At 54.8% G+C, this 24962-nt stretch carries 18 protein-coding genes and 3 pseudogenes; 12 read left to right on the forward strand and 9 right to left on the reverse strand.

Translation table 11 applies throughout. From position 1 onward, the window contains the following. Positions 1 to 5: 5 nt before the first annotated feature. From J5278_RS31470 to J5278_RS30740, 3 genes and pseudogenes are all read left to right on the forward strand, one after another. Positions 6 to 281: a hypothetical protein gene (locus J5278_RS31470; protein WP_247749520.1), complete on the forward strand. Its 276-nt coding sequence runs from the start codon at positions 6 to 8 to the stop codon at positions 279 to 281. Between the two features lie 1379 nt (positions 282 to 1660). After that, positions 1661 to 2110 carry a hypothetical protein gene (locus J5278_RS30735; protein WP_209187009.1) on the forward strand — a complete coding sequence of 150 codons (450 nt, stop codon included), beginning with the start codon at positions 1661 to 1663 and terminating at the stop codon, positions 2108 to 2110. Between the two features lie 253 nt (positions 2111 to 2363). Then, positions 2364 to 2853: pseudogene (locus J5278_RS30740) on the forward strand (tyrosine-type recombinase/integrase); the annotation flags it as partial. 203 nt (positions 2854 to 3056) lie between these two features. Here the strand turns inward: J5278_RS30740 and J5278_RS30745 are convergent. The 3 genes from J5278_RS30745 to J5278_RS30755 all read right to left on the reverse strand — a co-directional run bounded on the left by J5278_RS30745 (position 3057) and on the right by J5278_RS30755 (position 6896). Further along, positions 3057 to 3686: a thermostable hemolysin gene (locus tag J5278_RS30745; RefSeq protein WP_209187008.1), complete on the reverse strand. Its 630-nt coding sequence runs from the start codon at positions 3684 to 3686 to the stop codon at positions 3057 to 3059. A 19-nt stretch (positions 3687 to 3705) separates the two neighbouring features. Next, positions 3706 to 5823 (reverse strand): S9 family peptidase, encoded by a 2118-nt coding sequence (locus J5278_RS30750; RefSeq protein WP_219259532.1) that lies wholly within the window; start codon positions 5821 to 5823, stop codon positions 3706 to 3708. Positions 5824 to 6377: 554 nt separating this feature from the next. Continuing rightward, the gene (locus J5278_RS30755) at positions 6378 to 6896 is read right to left on the reverse strand and encodes a PHB depolymerase family esterase (protein ID WP_209187020.1); all 519 of its coding nucleotides are present in this window, start codon (positions 6894 to 6896) and stop codon (positions 6378 to 6380) included. A gap of 1077 nt (positions 6897 to 7973) precedes the next feature. Between J5278_RS30755 and J5278_RS30760 the strand changes: the two genes are divergently transcribed. From J5278_RS30760 to J5278_RS30775, 4 genes are read left to right on the forward strand one after another with little or no spacing between them, the layout of a single operon-like run. Beyond that, complete coding sequence (locus tag J5278_RS30760; RefSeq protein ID WP_209187021.1) at positions 7974 to 9209, forward strand: cytochrome P450; 1236 nt, start codon at positions 7974 to 7976, stop codon at positions 9207 to 9209. 58 nt (positions 9210 to 9267) lie between these two features. Continuing rightward, positions 9268 to 10086, forward strand: coding sequence for an ABC transporter ATP-binding protein (locus J5278_RS30765; protein WP_219259535.1), 819 nt, complete (start codon positions 9268 to 9270; stop codon positions 10084 to 10086). Positions 10087 to 10129: 43 nt separating this feature from the next. Next, positions 10130 to 10852: an ABC transporter permease gene (locus J5278_RS30770; RefSeq protein WP_374108345.1), complete on the forward strand. Its 723-nt coding sequence runs from the start codon at positions 10130 to 10132 to the stop codon at positions 10850 to 10852. Positions 10853 to 10901: 49 nt separating this feature from the next. Further along, positions 10902 to 11933: an ABC transporter substrate-binding protein gene (locus tag J5278_RS30775; RefSeq protein WP_209207160.1), complete on the forward strand. Its 1032-nt coding sequence runs from the start codon at positions 10902 to 10904 to the stop codon at positions 11931 to 11933. A 98-nt stretch (positions 11934 to 12031) separates the two neighbouring features. Here J5278_RS30775 and J5278_RS31875 read toward each other — a convergent pair whose 3' ends face one another. After that, positions 12032 to 12250, reverse strand: coding sequence for a diguanylate cyclase domain-containing protein (locus J5278_RS31875; protein WP_209186996.1), 219 nt, complete (start codon positions 12248 to 12250; stop codon positions 12032 to 12034). Here J5278_RS31875 and J5278_RS30785 point away from each other — a divergent pair. Then, complete coding sequence (locus J5278_RS30785) at positions 12188 to 12427, forward strand: hypothetical protein (protein WP_209186997.1); 240 nt, start codon at positions 12188 to 12190, stop codon at positions 12425 to 12427. The two genes, J5278_RS31875 and J5278_RS30785, sit on opposite strands and share 63 nt — an antisense overlap. Before the next feature lie 21 nt (positions 12428 to 12448). On the opposite strand, the pseudogene J5278_RS30790 reads toward J5278_RS30785, so the two are convergent. Next, positions 12449 to 12574: pseudogene (locus J5278_RS30790) on the reverse strand (IS256 family transposase); the annotation flags it as partial. A 694-nt stretch (positions 12575 to 13268) separates the two neighbouring features. Between J5278_RS30790 and J5278_RS30795 the strand changes: the two are divergent. The 3 genes from J5278_RS30795 to J5278_RS30805 are packed head-to-tail and all read left to right on the forward strand — an operon-like array spanning position 13269 to position 18210. Next, positions 13269 to 14513 carry an efflux RND transporter periplasmic adaptor subunit gene (locus J5278_RS30795; protein WP_209186994.1) on the forward strand — a complete coding sequence of 415 codons (1245 nt, stop codon included), beginning with the start codon at positions 13269 to 13271 and terminating at the stop codon, positions 14511 to 14513. Between the two features lie 10 nt (positions 14514 to 14523). Next, the gene (locus J5278_RS30800; RefSeq protein ID WP_209186993.1) at positions 14524 to 16467 is read left to right on the forward strand and encodes a MacB family efflux pump subunit; all 1944 of its coding nucleotides are present in this window, start codon (positions 14524 to 14526) and stop codon (positions 16465 to 16467) included. Between the two features lie 45 nt (positions 16468 to 16512). Next, the gene (locus J5278_RS30805) at positions 16513 to 18210 is read left to right on the forward strand and encodes a hybrid sensor histidine kinase/response regulator (RefSeq protein WP_247749517.1); all 1698 of its coding nucleotides are present in this window, start codon (positions 16513 to 16515) and stop codon (positions 18208 to 18210) included. 154 nt (positions 18211 to 18364) lie between these two features. Here J5278_RS30805 and J5278_RS30810 read toward each other — a convergent pair whose 3' ends face one another. The 4 genes from J5278_RS30810 to J5278_RS30825 form a co-directional block, all read right to left on the reverse strand. Further along, the gene (locus tag J5278_RS30810) at positions 18365 to 19579 is read right to left on the reverse strand and encodes an IS701 family transposase (protein ID WP_219259540.1); all 1215 of its coding nucleotides are present in this window, start codon (positions 19577 to 19579) and stop codon (positions 18365 to 18367) included. A gap of 45 nt (positions 19580 to 19624) precedes the next feature. After that, a complete protein-coding gene (locus tag J5278_RS30815; RefSeq protein WP_209187071.1) occupies positions 19625 to 20392 on the reverse strand; it encodes an IS5 family transposase in 768 nt (255 codons plus the stop codon). Continuing rightward, complete coding sequence (locus tag J5278_RS30820) at positions 20389 to 20592, reverse strand: hypothetical protein (protein WP_209187072.1); 204 nt, start codon at positions 20590 to 20592, stop codon at positions 20389 to 20391. Before J5278_RS30820 ends, J5278_RS30815 begins: the two co-directional genes overlap by 4 nt. Before the next feature lie 305 nt (positions 20593 to 20897). Beyond that, the gene (locus J5278_RS30825; RefSeq protein ID WP_219259542.1) at positions 20898 to 21551 is read right to left on the reverse strand and encodes a response regulator transcription factor; all 654 of its coding nucleotides are present in this window, start codon (positions 21549 to 21551) and stop codon (positions 20898 to 20900) included. 1628 nt (positions 21552 to 23179) lie between these two features. Between J5278_RS30825 and J5278_RS30830 the strand changes: the two are divergent. Then, positions 23180 to 24302, forward strand: a pseudogene (locus J5278_RS30830) (IS5 family transposase). Positions 24303 to 24962: the final 660 nt, after the last annotated feature.

The raw sequence follows: 24962 nt of genomic DNA on the forward strand, positions 1-24962 counted from the left end.
CGTAGATGCCTTCGCACGTGCCCGTAAAAGGCTATGACATCGCCCGATATTTTCAAGAAACAATGTCCCCGCAACATTTGGCGATTTACCTTATTAATATTGATCGTGCCGCCGATAGGCTGGCGGAGATGAGGCGGCAGAGTGCCGAATTTTCGATTGAAATCGATCGTGTCGAAGGCGTCGATGGGCAGGTTCATCCCAGCGAGGACTGGATCGATGTCGACGTGCGTCTCTTCCTGAAGCGAAATGGGCGGCATATTTTTCCGGGCGAATATGGCTGATATCGCAGCCATTTGCTTACGCTCGAGCGGTTCCTTGCCGACGGAAGGGACGCGGCAATCGTTGTTGAAGACGACATCTTGCTCGACGATAGGTTTCTAGCCCGAGCGGTTTCCGCCATGGAAGCGGCTCCAGATGCCGACGTGATCAAACTCTTTAATCATCGCTGGAAAGGCTTCCTAACTTTTACCACAACCCGAAGGCGATATTTTAGGCCGATGCATATTTGGGCCACAAGGCTCCACGGCGAGCTATCTGGTAACGCTTAGCGGGGCGGCGAAGATTGTCTCGAAGTTGCGGATTATGTCGTTGCCCTGGGACGTCGCTATTGAACGCGGCTGGGACAACGGGACATCGCTTTACAGCACCAAGTCCAATTTGGTCGGGTTCACGCGCTTGCGAAAGAAGACGATGATTGGCAACCGTGAGGCTTATTTCTCCGCCAAACTGCCCACCTGGCGCCGGATCCCTGCGCATTGGTTTCGGACGATAGATTTCTTTCGAAGGTTGCACTATGTGCTTGTTAAATCACGGATGTCCAGGTGCAACCTCATTAACGCTTTCAAGGGCCAACGTCTCGTTGACCGGTTTATGATCGCTTTGACTTGGCATCGATAGGGAAACGTTGAGGGCATTTATGCCACGATGGTGCAGCCGAGTGGCTGTAAGAAATTGCATCATGTAGGCCGATTCCGAGGGCATGTAAGCGTCCGTCGCTGATCGATCTCAGGGATGGCAATGCAAGTTTGGAGGTAGTCGACATCCTACGTCTCCTTACGTTGTCCGAGATCATAATATGGCCGACTGACCCAGTCAGCCTTAAGTCAGCATCTTGCACATCCCAATCCCGCGGGTCTGGTTCGGCTTCATCGCCAAGGCACAGTATAGATGTTATTCAGATAACCATCCAGGGTCCGCGAGCTATTGAAGTTTCTTGCTGAGATTGAGCACAAGAATACCAGTGGCGACCGATCACTTCAGGATCTGTATTCCATACAATCTTCTGTAGCGCCGTCGTTCACTGGTGCTCGTAGATTTCATTGTGCTTCTCGGCGGCGGAGGCACAGCGATTAGGATTTAAGCCTCTGAAATTTCTAAAAATGCCGAGATTTATCCGCTTTCAATCGTAGGGATCGAGGCCGCAACATTTCTCAACAACAAACGACACACCGCAATAGCAAAGCGGCGCATACAGATCACGCTGGCACATCCAAGGCCTGAGCAAAGGGCGAGGCGCCCGGCGACTGAACAGAGTGGGCGGGCCTTTTAGGTTCAAGCTCATGCACCATGAACCACAGTCAGAGCCACTCTCGGATGCTCAGAGCTTTACCAGATCGAAGGAGATATCAATCTCTTTGGACATGCAGTCAGGAGTATTCGCATGGCGAAAGTTTTCGAATTGAAGCGACGGCGCCCGGTTATCGTTTTTTTGCCGGAGGGCAGGTCAGCCGTTGTGGTCTCCACACTGGTATCGAACCGGTTCCAGGTCTCTGAAGTATGGTCTATCCCGGAGCTTTTCGACGCTGTTCGATCCGGCCGTTGCGCCGCTGTTGTCACCTTGGACACCTCTATGGCCCTCGTCCTCGCGATCGGGTCGATAAAGGCAATCGATGCCAACGCTTATTTTGGCATCTCGAATGCCAAATCGACTTTCGACGCTGTAGGGTTCTTGAAGCGGATCACCGTTTTAGTGGATGCTGACGGAAGACAAAACACTCCCGTCGACGACGGCACACTGAAGAGTCGCTTGGGTAGGATCTCGGACCGTCCACTCGGTCGGCTGTGGAGCGCATTGATACTTGGTGGGCCGCAGCCCCGAGATCCCAGCTAGCGGCAATGCCTTTTACACAATTCATCTTGCCGAATAGACCACCGGCGTGTGCTCTGGCGGCGGGCGAGGTAAAAGGCGCGTGTGAATTCGTTGAGCGACACCAGGAACGAAAAATTGCAGGCGTGATCAGCCTAGGGTCTGTGGGGGATTGAACTAAGCCGCTGATCGCGGCGATTCGTGGCGGGCTTTGACGAGCGCGCCCTGACTGAGAGGATGGTTGTGTTGCAACCCGCCCTTCAGACAGGAGGCCCCGATGGCTGAGATAAGCCCTCTTCGCCGCCGAATGATTGAGGACATGACAGTCCGCAATTTGTCCCCGGCGACCCAAAGATCCTACATCAGTGCAGTCTGGAAGTTCAGCCGCTATTTCGCCCGATCACCTGATCGGCTTAATCTCGACGACATTCGCACATTCCAGGTGCACCTTATATCGACGGGGATATCGTGGGCATCCTTAAATCAGATCGTGTGTGCTCTCCTATTTTTCTATGGCATTACCTTGGGCCAAGACGATGTCCCTGAGCGGATCCCGTAGGCGCGCAAACCCCGCAAGATCCCTGTTATTCTGTCGGCGGACGAGGTGGCGCAATTTCTTGAGGCCGTCTCCAGTCTCCAGGCTCGCGTAGCGCTGACCACAGCTTATGCCGCTGGCCTTAGGGTCGGCGGCATCTTTGGTCTGAAGATCGAGTGAAATCGACAGTTCCCGGATGGTGATTCATGTTCGTCATGCCAAAGACGCCAAAGCCTGATACGTCATGCTGTCCCCGGGATCAACACGCCTGTCGATGGTACACCGCTGTACCGCGTGGCGCAAACATTCAAACGGACCGGCGTTCCGACCGTCGGGGCTATTGATGACAGACAGTGAAAGCAGGATCACCCGTTGTGAACCAGACAGACTGACCGCGAGGCCTGTATATTCCCGCATGAATTTCGATATGCATGATCAGGCCGGATTGCCAAAGCCATCAATGCCGCTGCCGATGGCTGGGCTCGCTCCATCCTCCTGCTCGCCCTCTTGGCCAACGACACGATGAAATATTTCGGGATACGGGGAAGCGAATACACAGGGGTTCTGCTCGTAATAGGTGCCCCAGCGGCCTGCATCGGCGATGCAGGCTTGATCGGCGCGGCCTATGTAAAGCAGCGGAATGCCAATGCGCATCATCATGTCCGAAAGTCGAGATGTTAGTGTAAAGATAGCCCATGACTGCCCTTGACACCGGCCGAACGTGACGATGTCGCGAAAAAATGACGCTGTCTGCTTAGCGTCGCGACTGACTAGCGATGTCACCTCTAAAATTTGGCGGCGATGGATTAAGGTGCGAGTGATTCTGCTGAGGGCGTTCTCGATTGGCTCGCTGAGATACTTTTCGGAAAAAAAACCGTCCTTCGAGAAGCGAATGCCCGCAGCGCAAGTTACCTGCTCGTTGGATCCGAGCCGAACAATGAGCGTGCTTGGCAACGATTCTATTTCAGCCCCATAGTGGGCATGAAAAGTGCTGGCGATAAATTGCTCCGCCTGCCGGCGGTTCGGGTGTGAGCTATTTAAAATCACTCGGGATCTCAGCTGCATGGAGCCGTTCTACCTCGGCCTAGAGGTGTCTATCAAACCAATCGAGTACGCGACGCTGGATATCCAACTGATGCTCGGGCTCGCTAAACCAGTGAGCTTCCCGTGGATAGCTGATCATCTTAACGGGTTTGCCAAGGAGTCTTAGTCCTCGGTAGAACTCCAGACCAAGCGCTATCGGCACTCGCGTATCTGCCTCGCCGTGCAGTACCAGCACTGGCGTATGAACGTTTTCCAACATCCGCACGGGCGATACCCTATCGAGATCGGCAAGGTGCGCGGATGGCTCGCCGAAATAACCCATGGTGTAGTCGGGCGTGTCGGTAATGCGCGCCATCGTAGTCATGTTGGTTGGAGCAGCACCGACCACTGCTGCCTTGAAGCGCTCGCTGTGCGTCACCGCCCAGGCCGCCATGAACCCGCCATAGCTCCATCCGCCGATGCCGAGGCGCGAAGGGTCTGAAATCTTCATGGCGACGAGCATGTCAACGCCGTCAATCACATCTTGATAGTCCATTCCGCCCCAGTCATGCCCAATCGCTCGCGCAAAGGCCGTGCCTTGACCGTCCGAGCCGCGCGGATTGGGCAGCAATACGGCATAGCCATTCGTCGCCAGCATTTGCGCCCATTCGTGCCAGCTGCCGAGCCACCCCGCCCACCACGCCCATTCGGGACCGCCGTGAATTTGGATGACTGTCTTGATCGGGCTCCCAGGAGTGTAGTCGGGCGGCGTAACGAGGACACCATAGATCCGTTTGCCGTCACGGCTATTGGTCCAAGATATTTGACTGACCTTGCCACATTTCCAGTGGGCGACTTGCGGATTGATCATCGTGATTGGACGGATCTGTTTGCCGGCGATGGTCCATACGTCGGCGGGTCGCTCAGGGCTCGACAGCGCAACCGCGACGAGGCGATCATCTCGACTAGTCGTGAGGTCGAAAGCCTCACCTTCCAAAGTGGCAAGCCGCGTGACACGCCCGTTCCCAGTCGCTGCGATTCTCACTAATCTGGATTGCGTCTCCTCAAATGACAGGGCGAGGATGGAGCGGCTATCCGCAGCCCATTGCAGTCGCGTCAACAACCCCGCGTAGTCGTCGACGAGCTTAGTGAGTGTATTTGTCGCAAAGTTGTAAACGCGGGGGGCCGTGCCAATGAATCCCGGCGTGAGAATTTCCGAGGCGAGGATAGCAGTGCCGTCGGGTGCCCAAAACGGGCCTTCCGCGGCATGTTCAATGAGCGTCTTGCCGAATGTGCCGTTCTCGAAATCAAAAGTGGTGATCCGCGAATGATAAAAATAATCATTGATCGCGCTCGTATCCGCGATACGGACCGCCATGCGTTTTCCATCCGGAGACCACGCCATTTTACTGACGTTGACAGTTTCTGGCGAGACAGGTTGCGCCTCGTGGCTCAAAAGATCCAGAACCCAAAGGCGGGACAAGTGGCCAGCCTTGTCCAACTCGACCCAGTCACGCTTCGCCTCACGATCTGCCTTTTCCTCCGGTGTATCTGGATCAGCACTTAGAAAGGCAATCTTTGTCCCGTCGGGCGACCATGCGAAATCAGTAATGTCATATGGCACTGCGGTGAGCGGCACTGGTTCGCCACCATTGCGCCCAACCTTCCAAAGCTGGCGGGTCTGTTTGCCCCCGGCGTCCAAAACAGCTGGCGGCGATCCATCGGCTTGGCCTTCAGGCCGGCTGGATTCGTCGGGCTTGCCTGCGGTCGACATATCGGTTCCCGTCGTTCCTTTACTCCTGCGGTTCGACAGGAACGCGATTATTTCACCGTCCGGAGACCAGCGCGGTGTGTTGTCAACACCAGCACCGTTGACGAGCTCACGCGCGGGTTCGCTGCCGTCGGTCGGCACGAACCATATCCTTTGCTGGTCAGAGCCGAACGTCGCCACTTGCCGTTGGACGACAAACAATATTGTCTTACCATCAGGCGACATTTCCAAATGGCGCATGTCGTGTAACTGCATGATGTCAGAGGGGCTAATCGGACCGCCGGATTCGGCAGTTTTGATCGATGCAGCTACAGGCAAGCGCATGTGTAATGCCTGAATTTCCGCCTCTTTCGGTGGGTGAGTTACGGCTGCAAGGAGTGATGCCGTAAGAGGAAATATCAGCTTCATTGCAGAACTCTACATTTTTATTATCATGCCATCGAATTTATTGACACCATTCACAGCTTGAGTTGCCATCACTGTGGTTTGGAATGGTACGGCCGTCACACCAACTTAATTTAAGGCTGCATTAGACCCCAGGTTGACGCTATCATAGCAGTGCTCGATACACCGACATCAAGCATAAACGGTCCTGCCGCGCCTAGCCGATCATCGCATGCGTGATCAACCGGCACACCGTGATCCATGGCGTCTATAATCCATTCCTCAATTATGTCGCGGCCGCCACCATCCGACCAGATACGGCGGACCCATCGAGCATGGGCCTCAGTGCGAAAAACTTCACCCGCTATTCCGTGAATTCTGCTCCATTGACGTCTAATTGCAGCAGCGTTCGATACAACCACTGACTTATCTTGTGCGCCATGCCAAATGGAGAGGGTTGGCCACGACCCAGAATATCCTTCCGACGCTCGGAGTGCGACGTCAGCAAGACCTTCGTCATCAATATCCTCTTTGCCCTGCATTCTTTCGAACGCTGACGGCACACTAAGAGCGGTGCCTTATGCCAGCCCGCCGATCACCGCCCCCCCCACGAACAAATCAGGTCGAGTGACGATCATCGCCATCGCCATCGCGCCACCTGCGGAAAAGCCGGTGACGTAAACCCGCTCCTTATTTAGCCCATGTCGAATCACCAGCGTCTCCGTCATCTGCGCGATAGACTCAGCCTCGCCGCCGGCTCGCGCGATATCATCTGAATTGAACCAATTGATACATTGTAGAGCGTTGTTCGATGCGGGCTGCTCAGCAAATACCAATGCGAATCCGGCACGCTTGGCGATCTGAGACCAACCCGTACCGTGATCGTAATCATCGGCTGTCTGTGCGCATCCATGCAACACTACGACCAATGGCGTCGACGACGAAATTACCTCCGGCAAATAAAAATATCCTGAAAGTTCGCCAGGATTAGACCCAAAATCCGTCAACTCACTCAAAGGACTGCAAATCGCTCTAGGAGCTGAAGCCAACCGATCGACATTTTCAATAGGATTGTCAGTAATTGATTTTGTAGCCAAGACAATGCCTTTCTTTAAACGCGTCACCTTGAACTATGGTTGCCCATTATGACAATAATATCAAAACTGGCACAAGAGTCTGGTTACGTACGTAATTAGATGAGTGCGTGACGGCTGTGTGGGTATCGCTCGGCATTCGCCGCCTGAAAAAATATCAGCTCCACCGCTAACCTATAGTATAACGCTGCACCGCACCTGTCATCGAAGTTGGCTTCGAAATTGCAAATGAGCACGCCGCGCAGCAGCTTGGTGCGCGTCCGCCAGCACGACCATGCGAACATCTAGCCGGTTTTTTATTGGTGTTTGGCAATAAGAGCAAGGGCCACAAAACGCCATATCATCTTGACACACTCGGCCTGATGGTCGGTGTCATGGCCCACCACGCCGTCATCCAGGATCGCGAGGTGCGCGTGAACTCCTAAATCACTTAATCGATTAGCCACAGTTGGCCATGGCTATTGCACATTTTCTCAGATAGTGGACACGCTGGTGATAAGCTAAGACAGCGTTTGGAGCGAGCGGACGCTGGCCATCGAAATTATCAAACGCATTGACAAGGCGACAGGGTTTGAAGTCTTGCCGCGGCGATGAAGTGGAGCAGAAGTTTGCACAGCTACCTCGGCGCCCCAGAGTGACTAAAGACATCGAAAAGGACGATCGCTCCAGCCGCAGCATAGATAATGATTGCACATATTCGACGTTTGAACTGACACCCTGCAGGGTGTTGCAACTACCGGAAAGTATTCAACTCAGATCCTCGGAAAATCGTGGCGAAATTGCGGAATATCAAACGAAACTGCAATGCGAGGACCACCGAAAACGGATATATCTCAAATACATAGGTCGTCACAAAAGTATCACTTGTCAGTTCACGCATTCGTGATCACTTTCCGCCGACGGATTTAAGGGCGCTGCCGTGGAGCAAGACGTAATGGATGAGAATTGAGTTTTTTGCTAGCCCGCGAGACTTTCAAACGCCTATGAGCTGCGTACGCAGCAGTTATAAATCCAGCGCCGTTTTCGCCGGCTGTTTGACAGGGCTTTTATTTTTTGGCCAACATGACAGGATGTCAGTGAATGACCTCAGACAACTCTGAGCGGTCCAGCGACCGCAAGATTCCGGTTCTTTCTATTTCAGCGCTAAGCAGCGACCCTCATGGGATTTACAGGCACTACCGAAAGGATATTCCGTTCATTTTAGCAGAAACAGGGGTGTATCTAATCCTGCGTGCCGACGACGTTCTCGGCCTCTATAGCGATGCCAAGACGCGTCAGGTCGAAACAGAATCGCTCACCCTACGCGGTGTAAAGGGTGGCCCGATCTGGGATTTAATGCAAAATGGGATGCTGACATCGAACGGTGACGCCCATGTGCGCAGGCGATCTCCCCTGACCAGAACATTCGCTTTCAAAATGATCGATGCCTTGCGGCCTCATATCAAAGAAACGGTTTCCAACATCGCGGATACCGTAGCGTCCCGCGGCGGAATGGACTTGCTTGACGACTTCGCTACGTTAGTACCAGCGAGGATCATTGCGTCTATCCTTGGCTTGCCGCACGACGATGTGAAAGGATTTACCGAGATCGTTTACCGGCTCAGTCCTCTCTTCAGCGGCTCCTGGCGTGCGCAAGATGTACCGCAGCTTCAGCGTGCAGCAAGCGAACTCCGGTCCTACGTTTCAGGCGTGGTCTCGAAGCGCAGCTTTGAAAAGCGAAACGATTTTATAAGCAACCTTCTGGCTGACGTAGAAAGCGAGGGGTCCCTCTCTGCAGAGGAAGTTATCACACAGATAATGACTTTGATTGTCGGTGGCAGCGACACGACACGATCTGCCATCGTGATCCAGCTTTCCACTCTCCTCCAAAATCCGCAGCAATGGAATGCCGTTATGGACAATCCCGATCTTATTCCAAAGGCCGTCTTGGAGTGCTTGCGGTATGAGCCCGCGGTAGGTTCTGTCCCGCGCTTTACCACCACCGAGATAGAATTGGACGGATTTGTTCTCCCCGCGAACAAAGCCTGTTCACTTATGACAATGTCAGCCCTGAGGGACGGAAGCCTTTATAGCGATCCCGATCAGCTAGATATAACTCGAGATCAACTGAAGTGGCATCCCGTATTTGGCGGCGGCGCTCACCGTTGCTTAGGAGAAGCGTTGGCGAAAGCCGAACTTGAAGAGGCCCTGACAGCTATAGTAGAACGTTTCCCAACCATCAGAGCGGTAGGCGCTTTCCCCAAGGTCGCCGGCTATTCGGGCATTCGAATTGTTCAAAACTTTCCGGTGGTTTGGGGTGCAAATATTGGTGTGTAGACCGTGCGAGCATGCGAGTTCGATAATTTGGAATAGTACATTTGTTAAGCGATTGAGCATGACGTCAGCCTCCCCAAGAGCGGTCAGTCTGAAGAACGTGGCGATTTCGTTTGGCCACGTCGGGAAGAAGCAATACGAAGCTGTCGCTCCAACCGATCTCGATATCGACGAGGATGAATTCCTGGCCATCGTCGGACCGACGGGATGCGGCAAGTCCACGCTTCTCAACGCCGTGGCCGGCCTTCTCGCGCCTGCCTCGGGATCGGTGGAGATATTCGGAAAACCACTGAAGGGCCTGAACCGCGAAGCAGGCTATCTCTTCCAGCAAGATGCCCTTATGCCATGGAAGACGGTTCTCGAAAACGTCGCGATCGGCCTGGAGGTTGCAGGTATGTCCTCGAGCGACGCCCGGCGAATGTCGCTCGAATGGCTGGAGCGCGTCGGGCTCGGTGCTTTCGCCGACCGCTTCCCGGCAACACTCTCCGGCGGCCAGCGCAAGCGCACCGGCCTGGCGCAGGTCCTGATCCGCAACCCGAAGATCCTGCTGATGGACGAGCCCTTCGGCCCGCTCGATGCCCAGACACGCCAGATCATGGGAGATCTGCTGCTGAGACTCTGGTCGGAGGATCGCAAGGCTGTGCTGTTTGTCACCCACGATCTGGATGAGGCGATTGCTCTTGCCGACAGGGTGTTGATCATGTCGGCCGGCCCACGGTCGCGGATTATCGGTGATTTCAGGGTGCCGCTCGCCCGCCCGCGCGAGATTGCCGATATCCGCCACGACGCGACGTTCAATGAGCTTCATCGCGAGATTTGGGAGGCGCTGCGCGACGAGGTCATGACTGCCTACCGGCAGACGAGCGGGGCTGGCCGATGAACCGCGTGCTTCTCTTCTCCCTGCGGGTGCTGGTCGCCGCCTCATCCTGGCGACCTGGCACGTGGCAACCACTACAACGCTGTTTGGAAACCCAAAAACCATGGCATTTTTCTTCGCAGATCCATGGAAAGTGTTGTTGCGCATAGTTGACTGGTTTGCGAGCGGCTCGATCTGGTACCATCTCTGGATCACCCTATCGGAAGCCACGCTTGCCTTTCTGCTCGGCTCTTTCGGCGGTGTTTTTCTGGGCTTCTGGTTTGCCCGACAACCGATGCTCGCTGCGGTCTTCGATCCCTATGTCAAGGCTGCGAACGCCTTGCCCCGCGTCGTGCTGGCGCCGATTTTCGCATTATGGTTCGGTCTCGGCATCTGGTCCAAGGTGGCGCTTGGCTTCACCCTGGTGTTCTTCATCGTGTTTTTTAACGTCTACCAGGGTGTCAAGGAGGTGAGCCAGCCTATCCTCGCCAATGCCCGAATGCTCGGCATGAACGAACGGCAATTGCTTCGCCACGTCTACCTGCCCTCCGCCCTATCATGGATGTTCTCCAGCCTGCACACCTCGGTGGGCTTCGCAGTGGTTGGCGCAGTTGTCGGTGAATATCTCGGTTCATCCGCCGGTCTTGGATATCTGATCCAACAGGCCGAGGGGGTGTTCGACGTGACCGGCGTCTTTGCCGGCATGTTCGTGCTGATGGCGTTCGTCTTGATCGTCGACGGTCTGGTGACTGTCGTCGAACGCCGGCTTTTGGCCTGGCGGGGCCAATAAGTTCAATTTCCGCCTACCGCTGTAGCGAAACCGAAACCAAGGAGCAGACATGAAACGCAGGACTTTTCTGATCGGAACGACGGGTGCGATATTCGGCGCATCTCTCAACGGCATCCCGTCGGCGATGGCACAGGACGCCAAGCCTGAAAAGACCGACGTGTCTATCGGAGTGGGCGGCAAGCCCCTGTTGTACTACCTGCCGCTGACAATCGCGGAACGCAAAGGCTTCTTCAAGGAGGAGGGCCTGAACGTCACGATCAATGATTTTTCGGGTGGTTCGAAGTCACTCGAAGGTCTGGTCGGCGGTTCGCTCGATATTGTCGCTGGTGCCTACGAGCACACGATCCGCATGCAGACCAAGGGACAGGATATCGTCGGGATATGCAATCTCGGCCGCTTCCCCGGTATCGTCATTGCCGTGCGCAAGGATCTCGCCGGCGAGATCAAGTCTATGGCCGACATGAAGGGGCGCAAGGTCGGCATCACCGCGCCCGGCTCCTCGACAGCGCTGATGTTCCAGTACGCGATGCTGAAGAGCGGATTGAAGGCCGACGATGCCTCGCTGATCGGGATCGGCGGAGGTGCAGCCGCACTCGCAGCCTTCAAGAGCGGTCAGATCGATGCCCTATCGCATGTCGATCCTGTCATCGCGCAGCTGCAATACGACAACGACATCGCCATTCTCCTCGATACGCGCACAGAGGCCGGCACCCGGTCCCTCTTCGGCGGCCCTAATCCAGCTGCGACGGTCTATATCAAGAAGGAGTTCACTGTCGCCAATCCGGTGACCACGCAGCGCACCGTCAACGCATTCATGAAGGCGTTGAAGTGGATTGGGCAGGCCAGCCCCGAGGATGTGGCCAGCGTGGTGCCAACGGAATACCAGCTGGGTAACCGCGATCTGTACATGCAGGCGTTCAAGAACTCGAAAGAGATGTACTCGCTGGATGGTCTGGTCACCAAGGAAGGCTACGACTCGATGATGGGCGTGCTGAAGACGCTCGATCCAGGACTTGCCAATGCCGATGTTCCCTTCAGCAAGACCTTCGATCCGACGTTTGCCAAAGCGGCGAAGACTTGACCGGCCCGGAGATCATGGAACGTTAGCCTGACGTGAATGCCAGAGTGGAGCAGAAACCTACCGCCCACTCTGGCAACAGCTATGGGATCACGCAGCTTTCAGCGCGATCCGCCGGCGGTGCAGGACAGGCTCGGTGTAGCCTTCGAGAACCAACGATGGAAGCAGCCGGGCATGAATATCGCGAACTCGTCGCCACCGATACCGAAAACCCGATCCAGACCGGGTGTTCCCAATAGGAGGCGCTCGGCTACTACTTGCAACAGCTCATCGCCAACCGCGTGGCCGTGAATATCGTTTACACCCTTGAAGCCATTCAGCTTGAGACACTTGACCTGCTGGCCGCTGGCTTTCTTTCACGCTACGAACTGCAAATTAAATGCAAATCGGTTCGGAACTCCCGTAAGAAAGTCATGGGTTGCGGCACGACGCATTTGACGATCGCGCCCCAGAAGGGACTGGGCGGCGGAATGCGACATCCTAATCATCGGATATGACCCTATAATCAGGACCAGACTTGTCGCAGCACCAACCTCCAAGGCTATCAGCTTCTCAGCGGCAAAGCCGATTATGTCGCGCAGCAAATCTGCGCCTGCACTCTTCTCAACACGCGAACGCAGTTCTGCAGATCGTTGGTCACCGATGGTGTACTTCAAAGTCGTTCTAAGCAACCCAACAGTACGGGTAATCACCAACGGCTACGAAGCCCACCTACACACTTGCTGGGATACGATCACTTTTAACTTGCGACCAAACGTCGGAGACCAATAGCACATCTGTTCTAATTGCGCCCTGGACGCTTATATCATTAACTTTTGGCGCGGTAACACGGCGCCTTTTAGTGTGCTGCAAGTTATAGAGGCTTTTCGCTAATACAATGATGGAGGTTCGTCTTGCATTTGAAAATCATGTCAGTCATCTTGTGCTCCGCAATCGCGCTAGCAGGCTCGCCTGTAATTGCTTCTGCAAGCGTGCGAAGTGCAAATGAAACTAGCCCTACTCCTGTTACAGCTCTGAAACTCGATTATCCTGAGCGAGTTTCCACTGCGACAAAAGCATCTGAACCTCTCCGCGTGGCGGTAGTATTTTCGTGCGCCGAAAAATGGTATTGGCGCACCGGAATCCAAGAGCTGGCTTGCGGCTTCAGTGGTCAAGGCTGGGTCAACTAGATATTGAAAGGGCGCTCACTCCGGGCGCCCTTTCAACTGATACATTTCAAGTTAACAGATTACCTAATGAAATTGAAAATTCATTTTTCAAAACACTGAATACGTTTGCTAAATCAAAACGTTGTGTACCAGTACAACACGCTACGAAAGAAGAGCGTCACCGACAGATATGGACTTTGACAACTACCACTCGCCGATAGCTGACGAACGCATTGGATTACAGCAACTCAATGCGGTCGACGCGTCTCGACTTCAAATAGCCTTACAAAATATATCCGCCCGGCGCTATACGGTGATTATGTTCCTCGTTGCATTGCCCGTATGCTTTTATATTTGGACCTCCTATTTCGTAGTGCCGAATGGACAATCAACCGTGACCCAGCTTGTCGTTCGTGGTGATGTTGAAAAGACCGTAACAGCAGTCGGCAAATTAGAAGCGACAAGATCAGTTGATGTTGGTGTGCAGGTATCGGGGCTGCTCAAGACGCTTTCCGTGCAAATAGGCGACAAGGTACAAGCAGGCCAAGCAATTGCTGAGATCGATCCCGCGTCGATTGAGCACAGGCTGGTAATCGACGAGGCCGAACTATCGATTCTTCAGGCGCAGCGGACGGCCAAGAAAGCACAGGTTGCACTTAAAGAGACCAACCTCACGCGTCAACGTGCGCTGATTTCCGCGAAAAGCATATCGCAGTCAACGATGGATCAGGCCAATGCAGATCTTATTATCGCAAGAGCCGATCTCGAAGCTACCGAAGCGCAATTTCGCAAGCAGGAAGCGACAATCGCCAGCGATAGGGTCGATCTCGGCTACACCAAAATCTACGCACCCTTTACCGGCACTGTGATTTCCAACTCTGCAAAGCAGGGTCAAACGTTAAACGCAAATCAAACGGCTCCAACCATCATAACAATTGCGGATTTAACGACAATGGTGGTAAAAGCCCAGGTGTCCGAAGCGGACATTGGAAATCTTAAAATCGGTATGGAGGCATACTTTACTTTAATTGGGGAAGCCGGAAAACGTTACCTCGGCAGATTGCAACAAATCCAACCCGTGCCGAACACGGATAATAATGTTGTTCTATATGATGCTCTGTTTGAAGTTTCAAATAAAACCGGCGAGTTAATGCTTTCGATGAGCGCTCAGGTCTTTTTTTTACAGGCCGCTGCACGTAATGTATTGGTCATTCCTACGGTTGCTCTTCGTTCAGAAACCGGCCCTGACGGCGATGTATTTGTACTCGTCGAGAAACCGAATGGGGCAGTCGAGCATCGTCGTGTCGAAGTCGGGCTTCGCAACAGGGTGACCGCCGAAATCAAGGTGGGTCTGGCAGAAGGTGAGTCAATAATAAGCAGCAGCGATAGAGAGATGATACAGGGAGACAAGAGCGCTCCTGGAGCAACTTTCTAGAAAGGTTCATATGCGCCCGTTATTGTCGCTGAAAAATGTCTCTAAAATTTATGGCACCGGTCATCTGCCCAGCCCAGTCTTACACAATGTGTCGCTCGATATATCATCTGGAGAATTCGTTGCTATCGTCGGGCAATCTGGGTCCGGGAAGTCGACGTTGATGAATATTCTTGGTTGTTTGGACCAACCAACCAGCGGCACATATGAAGTCGATAGTGCGCTTGTATCGAAACTTCGTACCAACGAACTGGCATCCCTCCGCCGCACAACATTTGGCTTTATTTTTCAGAGCTACCACCTCATCGCAACGGCAACGGCAAAAGAAAATGTTGAAATACCGGCAATTTACTCTGGCGTTACTCCACGATTAAGAGGCATGCGTGCTGAAGAGCTGCTTAATTCACTGAAGCTGGGAGATCGCCACCACTATTTCCCAAGCCAGCTTTCAGGTGGTCAGCAGCAACGGGTGTCCATTGCGCGTGCTCTGATAAATGGCAGTCGCGTACTGCTCGCGGATGAGCCAACTGGAGCACTCGACAGCGCTAGCGGCAGAGATGTCATGGGCTTACTTAAAGGCATGCACAGTAGAGGATATACCGTCATTTTAGTCACTCATTCCCGGTTCATAGCAGATCAAGCTGATAGGGTAATTGAGCTTCACGATGGACGCATTGTAAGCGATCACAGAAGGGGCAGCATTGATCAGAAAGGCGGTCCTTCTACGCAGGTTCCGATGATTGGTGACGGAAGGGCCGCTATTACAAATGTAAATGCAACAGTTAAAATAGCATTGCGGTCGCTGCTCGCCAATCGTCTTCGAACAATTCTGACATTGCTTGGCATCATTATCGGTGTGTCCTCGATCATCGCGATGTTGGCCATCGGCACAGGTGTACAAAACTCGATTATGAACCGCATAACGGCGCTGGGAGCGAACCTACTTGTCGTACATCCGAACATGACCGAGTTCCGCGGAGACATTAAAAATGCCAGTGCGGCCTTAGTGCCAGCCGATGCAGACGCGATACTCGACATTCCGAACATCACTTTCGCTGTCCCCGAAATGCAAAAGACTGTAACCATCCGTCACGGAGGCAGAGATTATAGGACGACGGCCAATGGCATTTCTCCAGAGTTTGCGGTGGCAAAATCGTGGCAGGTATTGCGCGGCGAATTTATAAGCGAGCAAGATTTTCAAAGTTATGCGTCCGTCGCGGTTCTGGGGGAAACGGTTGCCGAGGGACTGTTCGCGCATGGAGAGAATCCTATTGGGCAATATGTTTTCGTGGATCAGGCGCCTTTCCAGGTGATCGGGGTTATGACAGGTAGGGGAGCCGGTGGCGGCAGCGACGACCAAGATAATGTGGTCCTCGTGCCATTGACTGCGGGAGGCATACGCCTTTTTGGCGAACGGAACGTCAGGAGTATCACAGTTCAAGTCAGAGATAGTTCTCAATTGGATTTGACTCAACATGCTATCCAAAAGCTGCTTAATGAAAGACATAGAAAACAGGATACTCAGGTTACAGATATGTCTTCCGTTCGTGAAAGTTTTTCTAGCACATTTACAACGATGAAACTCTTTCTTGGATCACTTGCAGCGATTTCGCTGCTAGTCGGCGGAATCGGAATAATGAATATAATGCTTGTAAGTGTCAGTGAGCGTACGAGGGAAATTGGCATCCGGATGGCCACGGGCGCGCGAAGAAGTGATATTCTGCGGCAATTCCTTGTAGAGTCACAGGTTCTCTCATGTGTCGGCGGGATGATAGGTATTGGTTGCGGCTTCGGTTTCGGGGCACTTGCACAAATTGCTGGACTGCCAGTCAGCTTTACCCCCGCGCCCGTATTGTTGGCTCTTGCGTGCTCGCTGCTTACCGGGTTGGTTTTTGGATTGTTGCCAGCGCATAAAGCGTCAAAGCTACATCCCGCGCAAGCTTTAAGTGCAGTTTAGGTCGGGATTCGCTATTGTCGAACGAAAAGAGTAACTCGGTCCGAGATGCTGGGCATCGGATCGTTAGAGAGCGCGCTGATGATGAAACGAGCAGTCGACATTACGCGGTTATGGGATTTTCGTAATAACGATAGAGAATTTGATACTGAACGCGCACAGGGCATTGTTCGGATTACGGTCGTCACACTGCTGGCTTTCTACGTGTTGCCAATGATCTACACGGAGCGGGTGCCGGCAGAGGCACATAGTGTGGTCGTGCTCTATATCGCCTACATGCCGCTGGCTTTCGTGCTGTTGGTTTGGATCATGAAGCGGCCGGGCGTTAACCCGCGGCGCCGCATCGTCGCAATGTTTTACGACTACGGCGCAATAACTTATGGAATGGCGGTCGGCGGTGCTGCCTTGCTGCCGCTGTTTGCGATCCTGATGTGGGTGACGGTCGGCAATGGGTTGCGCTTTGGCACGCGGTATCTGCGGATTGCCACGTGCCTCGCCTTGGCATCGCTCGGCATTACCATCGCGTTCAACGGATATTGGCGGGCTAATCCCTTCATCCCGCTGACACTGGTCACCACTGCGCTGCTGGTGCCGGCGTATATCTCGGTGTTGCTGGGGCGCTTGGAACGCGCAGTGCACGCAGCGGAAGACGCAAATTTGTCGAAATCGCGGTTTCTGGCGCAGGCCAGCCACGATTTGCGACAGCCGATCCATGCGATCAGTCTGTTCACCGCGTGCCTACGCGATTCGGGCCTACATGCGCGCGAGCTGCATATGGTCGAGAACATTGACCGCTCGCTGGAAAGCGTGTCGCGGCTTTTCAAGTCGTTGCTGGACGTGTCGACGTTGGACAGCGGCAAAGTCATTCCGAAATACGAGATCGTCGCGATTGGCGACGTGCTTGATGACCTGGTGCGCGCCAACAGCGACGCTGCATTGCGAGGTGGATCTGAGCTGCGCATTATCCGGCGTCGGGATTATGTCAAGATCGATCGGGGATTAGTGACCACGATCCTCCAGAACGTGGTGGCCAATGCGGTGAAGTACGCGCCCCGGCGTCCGATCCTGATCGGATGCCGGCGACGTGGCCAAACGCTGGCGATCGAGGTCTACGACCAGGGACCGGGAATTTCGAGCGAGCACCAGAGCCGCGTCTTTGAAGAATTCTACCAAGTGCGCGAGCGCGGCGATCGCGATGTGGAAGGCGTCGGGCTGGGGTTGCCCATTGTCCGGCGTCTGACGCTGCTTCTAGGGCTTCAGGTGAGCCTGCAGTCCATTCTAGGCAAGGGCACGCGGGTGACGCTTTCAGGCATTCCGCTCGCCGCGAAACCGACGGCACTGGAGCTGCGCCCAGGTATGGCTAGCGGGTCGGTGATCGAAGGGCTTCGGGTATTGCTGGTGGAGGACGACGCGGGCGTGCTGGAAGCGACTGCCAGTCTGCTGCGCAATTGGGGCTGCGAGGTGCAGGCCTCAGCCTCCATACCGGACAGACAGGACGAATGCGATCTGCTCATCACGGACTACGACCTGGGCGGCAAGATGACTGGCACAGAGTGCATTGAAGTCGTGCGTGCCTTCAATGGCTGGCCAGTACCGACGATCGTCATGACCGGCCACGATTCCGGGCGGGTGCGCGAAGAGCTATCCGACCGGGACATCCCGATCCTGTCAAAGCCGGTTCGGACAACAGAGCTACGCTCGATGGTACTGGCGAAGGCGCTTGATACTGCCGAGCCGGCGGACTAGCATTACAGTTGCAATTTTGATTTCAGGTGAGCGCGTTGGGCGGCAGCTTGATGCGCTCGTCTCCAACATGACCATGCGATGATGTGGGCGGGCTTTATACGCCGCTGGGCAAGCTTATTCGCAATGCGTCGGACCTCTTGGATGGACCAGCGGATCAGATCGTGATGGTCGGCATCCTCGGTCTTTTTTGGGGTGCCGCATTATTGGCGCGATATCGGATCACAGCCATCATTGCGAAGGCGAGCATGACGAGCGAGACATGGCGATGCCAGCCATGCCACGAGCGGGTCTCGTTATGATCGAGGCCGAGTTCGTTCTTGGCTGTCTCGAAGCTATCCTCGATTGCCCAACGGTGACCTTCGACGGATACGAGCGTCTGAATGCCTGTTCCGGCCGGGCACCAAGTCGTGAAGAATGCGAGGTCGCCATCGCTGATATTGCGCCGGATCAACAAGCCACGCGTCCAAAGCCCGGTTTGCGTATCACTGTATTCGTCGGCATCGATATCGGCCAGTTCGCAGTAGGCCCAGTCATGAAGCCGCGCGCCTTTTGTGCCATCGCCAGCGGAAAGGCGATGCCATGCAGCCGGATCGAGATCACGGGCAATCTCAAGAGCGGTTCCTGCGACGAAAGGCTTACCAGACCAAGCGCCAAAATGATGGTCGGATTTAACCCCAAGAACGTAACCTTTGCAGGCTCGGCGCAGCGCTCCTTCGACGTCTCCGACGCCATACACAGCATCTGCTGCCACCCATGAGAACGGCACTTTGGCTGTCAGCGCCCGCCGAATCATATCGACAGCGAGGGCAGGCTTGGTAGCGAAGGCTACAGTTTCAGGAACATGAGCGGCGGCAAGCCTTGCCGGATCGCTGGTCCAACTCTTTGGCAAGTACAAGGCTCGATCGATAAAGGCATGACCACGATCGGAAACATAGGCGGTGAACACACCGATTTGGCAGTTCGTTACCTTGCCCGCTGACCCTGTATATTGACGTGAAACACCGCAAGATGTCTTGCCCTGCTTGAGGAAGCCGGTCTCATCAATGACCAGGACCGCATCATCTGTGGCAAGGTGCTCCACAACATACTCGCGCACAATGTCGCGAAGTCCGTCTGCGTCCCAGCGTCCACGACCCAAGATGGCTTGCTGTCGCCACGGACCAGGATCGCCAGCCGCCTCAGCGCGCATCCAACCTGTCTTACGGCGCTCATCACCTAACAAGCCGTCCAGGAAAAGGTTCGCAGATGCTGCAACGCGCTCCTGCGTAAACAATCCGCGCATACGCGCCTTAACTTCACGCAGCGACGATGCCCAAAGTTCCAACGTTGTCTCGATCGATGCACCCATCATCCATGACCTCCGAATCATGGAGGCCTATAGATTCAGAACTTGTAAAAATACGCAACTGTAATGCTAGGCCGTGGACTCGTTATGACGGAGTGTGATGCGAATGCAAGCTAGCTTGGTCATTGCGAGAAACGTCATTCCAAGCTTGTCGTATCGAGTTGCGACCCGTCTGTAGTATTTGAGCTTGTTAAAGAAGCGCTCAATGAGATTGCGCTTTTTGTAGAGCCAAGGGCTGAAGACGATTGCCTCCTTTCGATTGGACTTCGGCGGAATGTTTGCCCATGAGCGTTCCGCTCTCAACTTTGAGCGCAGCCAGTTGGCATCATAGGCTTTGTCGGCAAGAAGCATCGCGCCGGGCGGAAGATTATCGAGTAATTCGCGCGCTGCCGTCAGGTCATGGGCATGACCGGGTGTGATGGAAATCTTGATTGGAAGCCCTCTTCCATCGGTCATGGCATGGATTTTGGTTGTAAGACCGCCTCGACTCCTTCCAAGACAGCGATCTGGATGATCCGCCCTCAGTGTTGCCGCCGAATGATGTACGCGAACTGAAGTGCCATCGATCATCGTGATCAAATCACGCGATGCGTTGGTGATCGCGTCCATCAAACTGTCCCAGATTCCAGCTTTCGTCCAGCGTCTGAAGCGATTATAGCATGTGGTGTAGGGGCCATAGCGCTGTGGCACCTCGCGCCAAGGCGCGCCTGATCGCAGAACCCAGAAAATGCCGTTCAGCACGCGTCGGTCATCAACACGCGGCACGCCTCGCGGCTTGTTGGGCAACAGCGGTTCAATCACGCCCCACTCGGCATCGGTCAGGTCGTATTGGCTCATGCCGACACTGAATCAGATGTTGAACGCTCATGGAAGATGTGTAGTTTTACCACATGATAGACGATCTTGCGCTGCTCCTCCCTGACACGCTGCGAACTGTGGCGTGCCGCAGCGGCCGTGAATGGGGTTGGCAACCTGAAGCGATACCCCTGGTGATTGATGAAGCCGAGAAATTGGGCCTTCTTAACGTTGGCGGGCAACTACAATTCCTGATGCCGGAAGGCACCTGCGAGTGTTATTGGGTACAAGTAAAATGCGTTGGTCGGTGAGCCTGACGGCTTAACATGGGTCGAGCGTGTAGCATCGTCGGCAGCCGTCGCACGACAGCAAATGGTTGATATCAGCCGTCGTTACGACTTTGTCGAAGAAGGCCGGAAAGCATTTGCCGACCCTTTTGCAGCTTACGAAGCTACTGGTGGCAACGTCCGCGACCGCATATGCTTCATTTGGTACTTACAGACTGACCGCCCATAATCGCCTCGCCGCCCGTTTATGAGTTCACGACCTAGCCCGGCATGCTGCCCGGGTAGACGCCAGGCTCAAGGATCCCGTCGCTGATGGCCTTGGACACGGCCGCGGCCCGGGTGGGCACGCCCAGGGTGCGGAACACGGCTGAAACGTGGATGCGCACGGTGAACGGAGAAATGCCGAGTTCGCGGGCGATTTCCTTGTTCGTCTTGCCCTCGGACAGCAGGCGCAGCACGGACCGCTGCCGTTCGCTTAGCGCAGGGGCGGTCTGGTCCTCGCCGATCGTGCCTGAGGTTGACACCAGGGCGACGATATCGCCGGCGAGGATCGCGCGCAGCGCCGATCCTATTTCCGCTGGCGGGACGGATTTGCTGATAAAGCCATTGGTGCCGGCGGCCAACACGGCGTCTACGGTGGCGTGATCGTCGGCCATGGATATCACCACGATGGTGCTTCGATTGAATTCCTGCCGCAGGGCCGCAAGTTTTGGCTTGATGCTTGTGCGGTTGAAGAATAGATCAAGGACGAACATCGACGGGGTAGTGGCGGCAACACGTGCCGTGGCCAAGGCCTGGTCGAATGATTCTGTCGCGGCGACGGTAGCGTTGGGAAGCAGGTTTTGAATCAGGAAACATAGGCCATCGCGAAAGACTGGATGGTCATCTGCAACGATTATGTATTCGGCTTTCAAGCGTTTGACCCCTGAGGTTTCTGCTACCGCCCGCTCATATCAGTGCACCGGCGGGTAGGCCACTAGCACAGGCGTACTAAGGGCCTAATAATCATGCCCGCCCACCGCTACCCTTCGCCGTAGATATCATGGATGGATTCCCGTACGGCGAAGATGGTGCTACCGCGCGGCCCGTGGACGATCTGTGGACGGTGCACTTGGCTTCCTTTGGTTCGAGCCGTTATGCTGGATTCAAAGTTCCTCTCGGGAAAGTTAGCAGGAAGGGACCATGAAAGGACGCCTCATCCCAAGGAGATATAATCACGGCTACCAAGCTGCTTTTCGGCAGTATATGTGCGGGATGTTGGTGGGTGTGAGCATGGAGGCGACCGCGGCGAAGCCAGCCAAGCCACATGAAATTTTAGTCTAGTCTAGGCGCCTGACTTATGCGCGTATATTGGAGAAAAGCGCAAAGCTTTCTGTGCCGCAGGCGCAAAGCTTTTGAGTCAGCAGGACGATACGCGCGACTTGTCGCTTCATTGCCGGAATCCGCTTGGTCAGGGTCTACTGCGAGTGGGGGGTAAGTCGCTTGAAAGAGGTAGGGGCAAGCGCAGCCGCGTCCTGACTTTTCCGAATGGCACGTTCCTTGTCGTACATAAGCCTGGTGAGTCCGCGACTTGCTGACACAGCTGTCCCGATTTAGCGATATCCGCAGTCAGCGACGTTGTTCCTGCCGCCGTTACCACACATCGCCGATAGCGGGAAATCTTCCGCGGGCTAGTCCATCTGTACTACTGGGCTTATTCCATCCTGCATGCGAAGGGAAATCGCGTTCTTGGTTACCGTCACTGACGAGACCGTAATGACAGGAACGGAGAACCGGAGATTTCGAGAGGGAAATGATGCTACGAAAATTTAATATGGGAATATTATCTCTCGTTATAGTTGCGGGCTTGAGTTCATGTCAGACAGCCCAAGAGTCCGCGACAAGCGCTCAGATGACCTGCAGTGCACAGGGTTTAAAAGCCGGCACAAGTCGATACGACAAATGCGTGAGTGCAACATATCAAAGCAATCGTCAGCAGGCCCAGCAGGCGGAAAACAATGCCGCCGCAGGAGCTGCCTTGGGGGTCGTGGGTGGAGCTGTTCTAGGGGCTGCCCTAGACAATCATCACCATTACTATCGCCGTTGCGGGCCATGGGGCTGCTATTAGGCGGATTGATTCTGACGCTCCGGCTTCGGGCGATGATCGAGATGAACACCATGGCCTTCGCGGCTGCTTCTAGGGAAATTCCGTTACAAGAGGCGTCGTATCGAACGAGCGATACGATAGACGTTCTAAATCCTTCAAACGCCGGACGATGGCCGCCTTGTCGGCGCCAGCCGCAAGGCGGCCACTAGATGTGGTCGCTATGACAGATTTGTTGCGAATTTCTAGAGGGTGAGAACAAGACATCCCATGCGCAGCACTGCCGGCGGCGACTTGCCAATAGGACGTATGCGCTAATTGTCACGCAAAAATGAAAAATGCCAAATCTTTCCAGCGTTTTGTCGAGGAGTGACGCTTAACACGATGCGGAAAAAGGCCCTTGCTGTAAGCGGACTGCCGTGATTCCATGCCTGGGTGATTGATTGGCGGGAGCAGGACATGCGCGGCAGTGATGACCAGACGGCGGGTCTGTTTTCTTATGTAAGCTGCGAAGCCCGCGTTCCGGCAAACCATCCGCTGCGGCCGATCCGTGCCATCGTAGACGAGGCGCTGGAAGTTCTGTCCCCGGATTTCGAGGGGATGTATTCAGCGATCGGCCGGCCGTCGATCCCGCCCGAGAAGCTGCTGCGCGCTCTGTTGTTGCAGGCCTTCTACACGATCCGCTCGGAGCGTCAGCTTATGGAGCAGATGGACTACAATCTGCTGTTCCGCTGGTTCGTCGGCTTATCGATGGACGCGCCGATCTGGGACGTCACCGTATTCACCAAGACCCGTGAGCGGCTCTTGGCTGGCGACATCGCCGCCAAGTTTCTGGCGGCGTTGCTGAGCCAGCCGCGGGTTAAGGCATTGCTGTCAGACGACCACTTCTCGGTGGACGGCACTTTGATCGAAGCGTGGGCCAGCATGAAGAGCTTCAAACGCAAGGACGGCGCAGATGGTAGCGACACTGACGACAGCGGCTCTGGCGCCGGAGAGAAGCAGCCGCCAAAGGCCGCACCGCAACTCTGAGCGTGATTTCCCCGGCGAGAAGCGCAGCAACGCAACCCACGCCTCGACCACCGATCCTGATGCCAGGTTTTACAAGAAGGCCCGTGGCCAGGCGGCCAAGCTTTGCCACATGGGTCACGTCACAATGGAAAACCGCAACGGCCTGGTTGTCGACGCCACGCTGACCCATGCGAGTGGAACCGCAGAGCGCGAGGCAGCTCTGGATATGGTGGGCCGCATGGATGGTCGTCACCGCATCACATTGGCCGCAGACAAAGCCTACGATACGGCCGATTTCGTTGCTGCCTTGCGGGACGCAAAGGTGACGCCACACGTCGCCCAGAACACGACGAACCGACGCTCGGCAATTGATGGTAGGACCACCCATCATCCCGGCTACGATGTCAGTCAGCGTATCCGCAAGCGTATCGAAGAAGTGTTCGGCTGGGCCAAGACCAGCGGCGGAATGCGCAAGACCCGCCATCGTGGAAAGGATCGCGTTGGCTGGATGTTCACCCTAACAGCCACCGCTTATAATCTGGTGAGGCTGCCGAAGCTGCTGACGACGGCATAATCGCGCCCGGAATCCGCCGAACCAGGCGGATTATGACAAAACCGGCCGACAAGGCCGCTGAAAAAGCTCATCACGGTCCGCCTTCCAGCCGTATAACCTGGATCGGTGGAAAATTGGCGCTATTTCCGCAACCTGTTAGGCAGACGTAGAAACGGCCGAGTTAGCCATGCTCAATTCACAGCGAGACACAGCGCAGGCCCGCACCAACATCCTCAACCAAAAATAACAAATCGCCGACATCGACGCGCGCCTTGCCACCATCCCAATCGATATTAAGGCTGCACAAGCACAGAATGCTATCAGCCGCAGCCAGGTCGGAGTGGTGGCGCAAGACGAACAGCTTGACGCACTAGAAGACGAACATGGTCAAGCCTGGCTACCGGATAGCAGCAAACAATTGAGTGCTCCCTATGAAGAACGTGAAGTAAACGGGAGCAGCGGGTTGAGACCCTGATGTCGAAGGTTAATTCGGCGACCCACATAAGTGAATGCAACGTTATCTTACAATATTAACGGATTGAAGCCTACGGCTGATTCATCGAACTTTCACATAATGGCTAATGCAGGTTCTGAGTAAAACATATCAAAGCAGCACCGCGGGCAGCCTTTGCCGCCACACCGGCAATCCACTTTCCAGATGTCTTCAAACCCCCATCGCGT

This window comes from Rhizobium sp. B21/90, assembly GCF_019355815.1.
GTDB lineage: Bacteria > Pseudomonadota > Alphaproteobacteria > Rhizobiales > Rhizobiaceae > Rhizobium > Rhizobium rhododendri.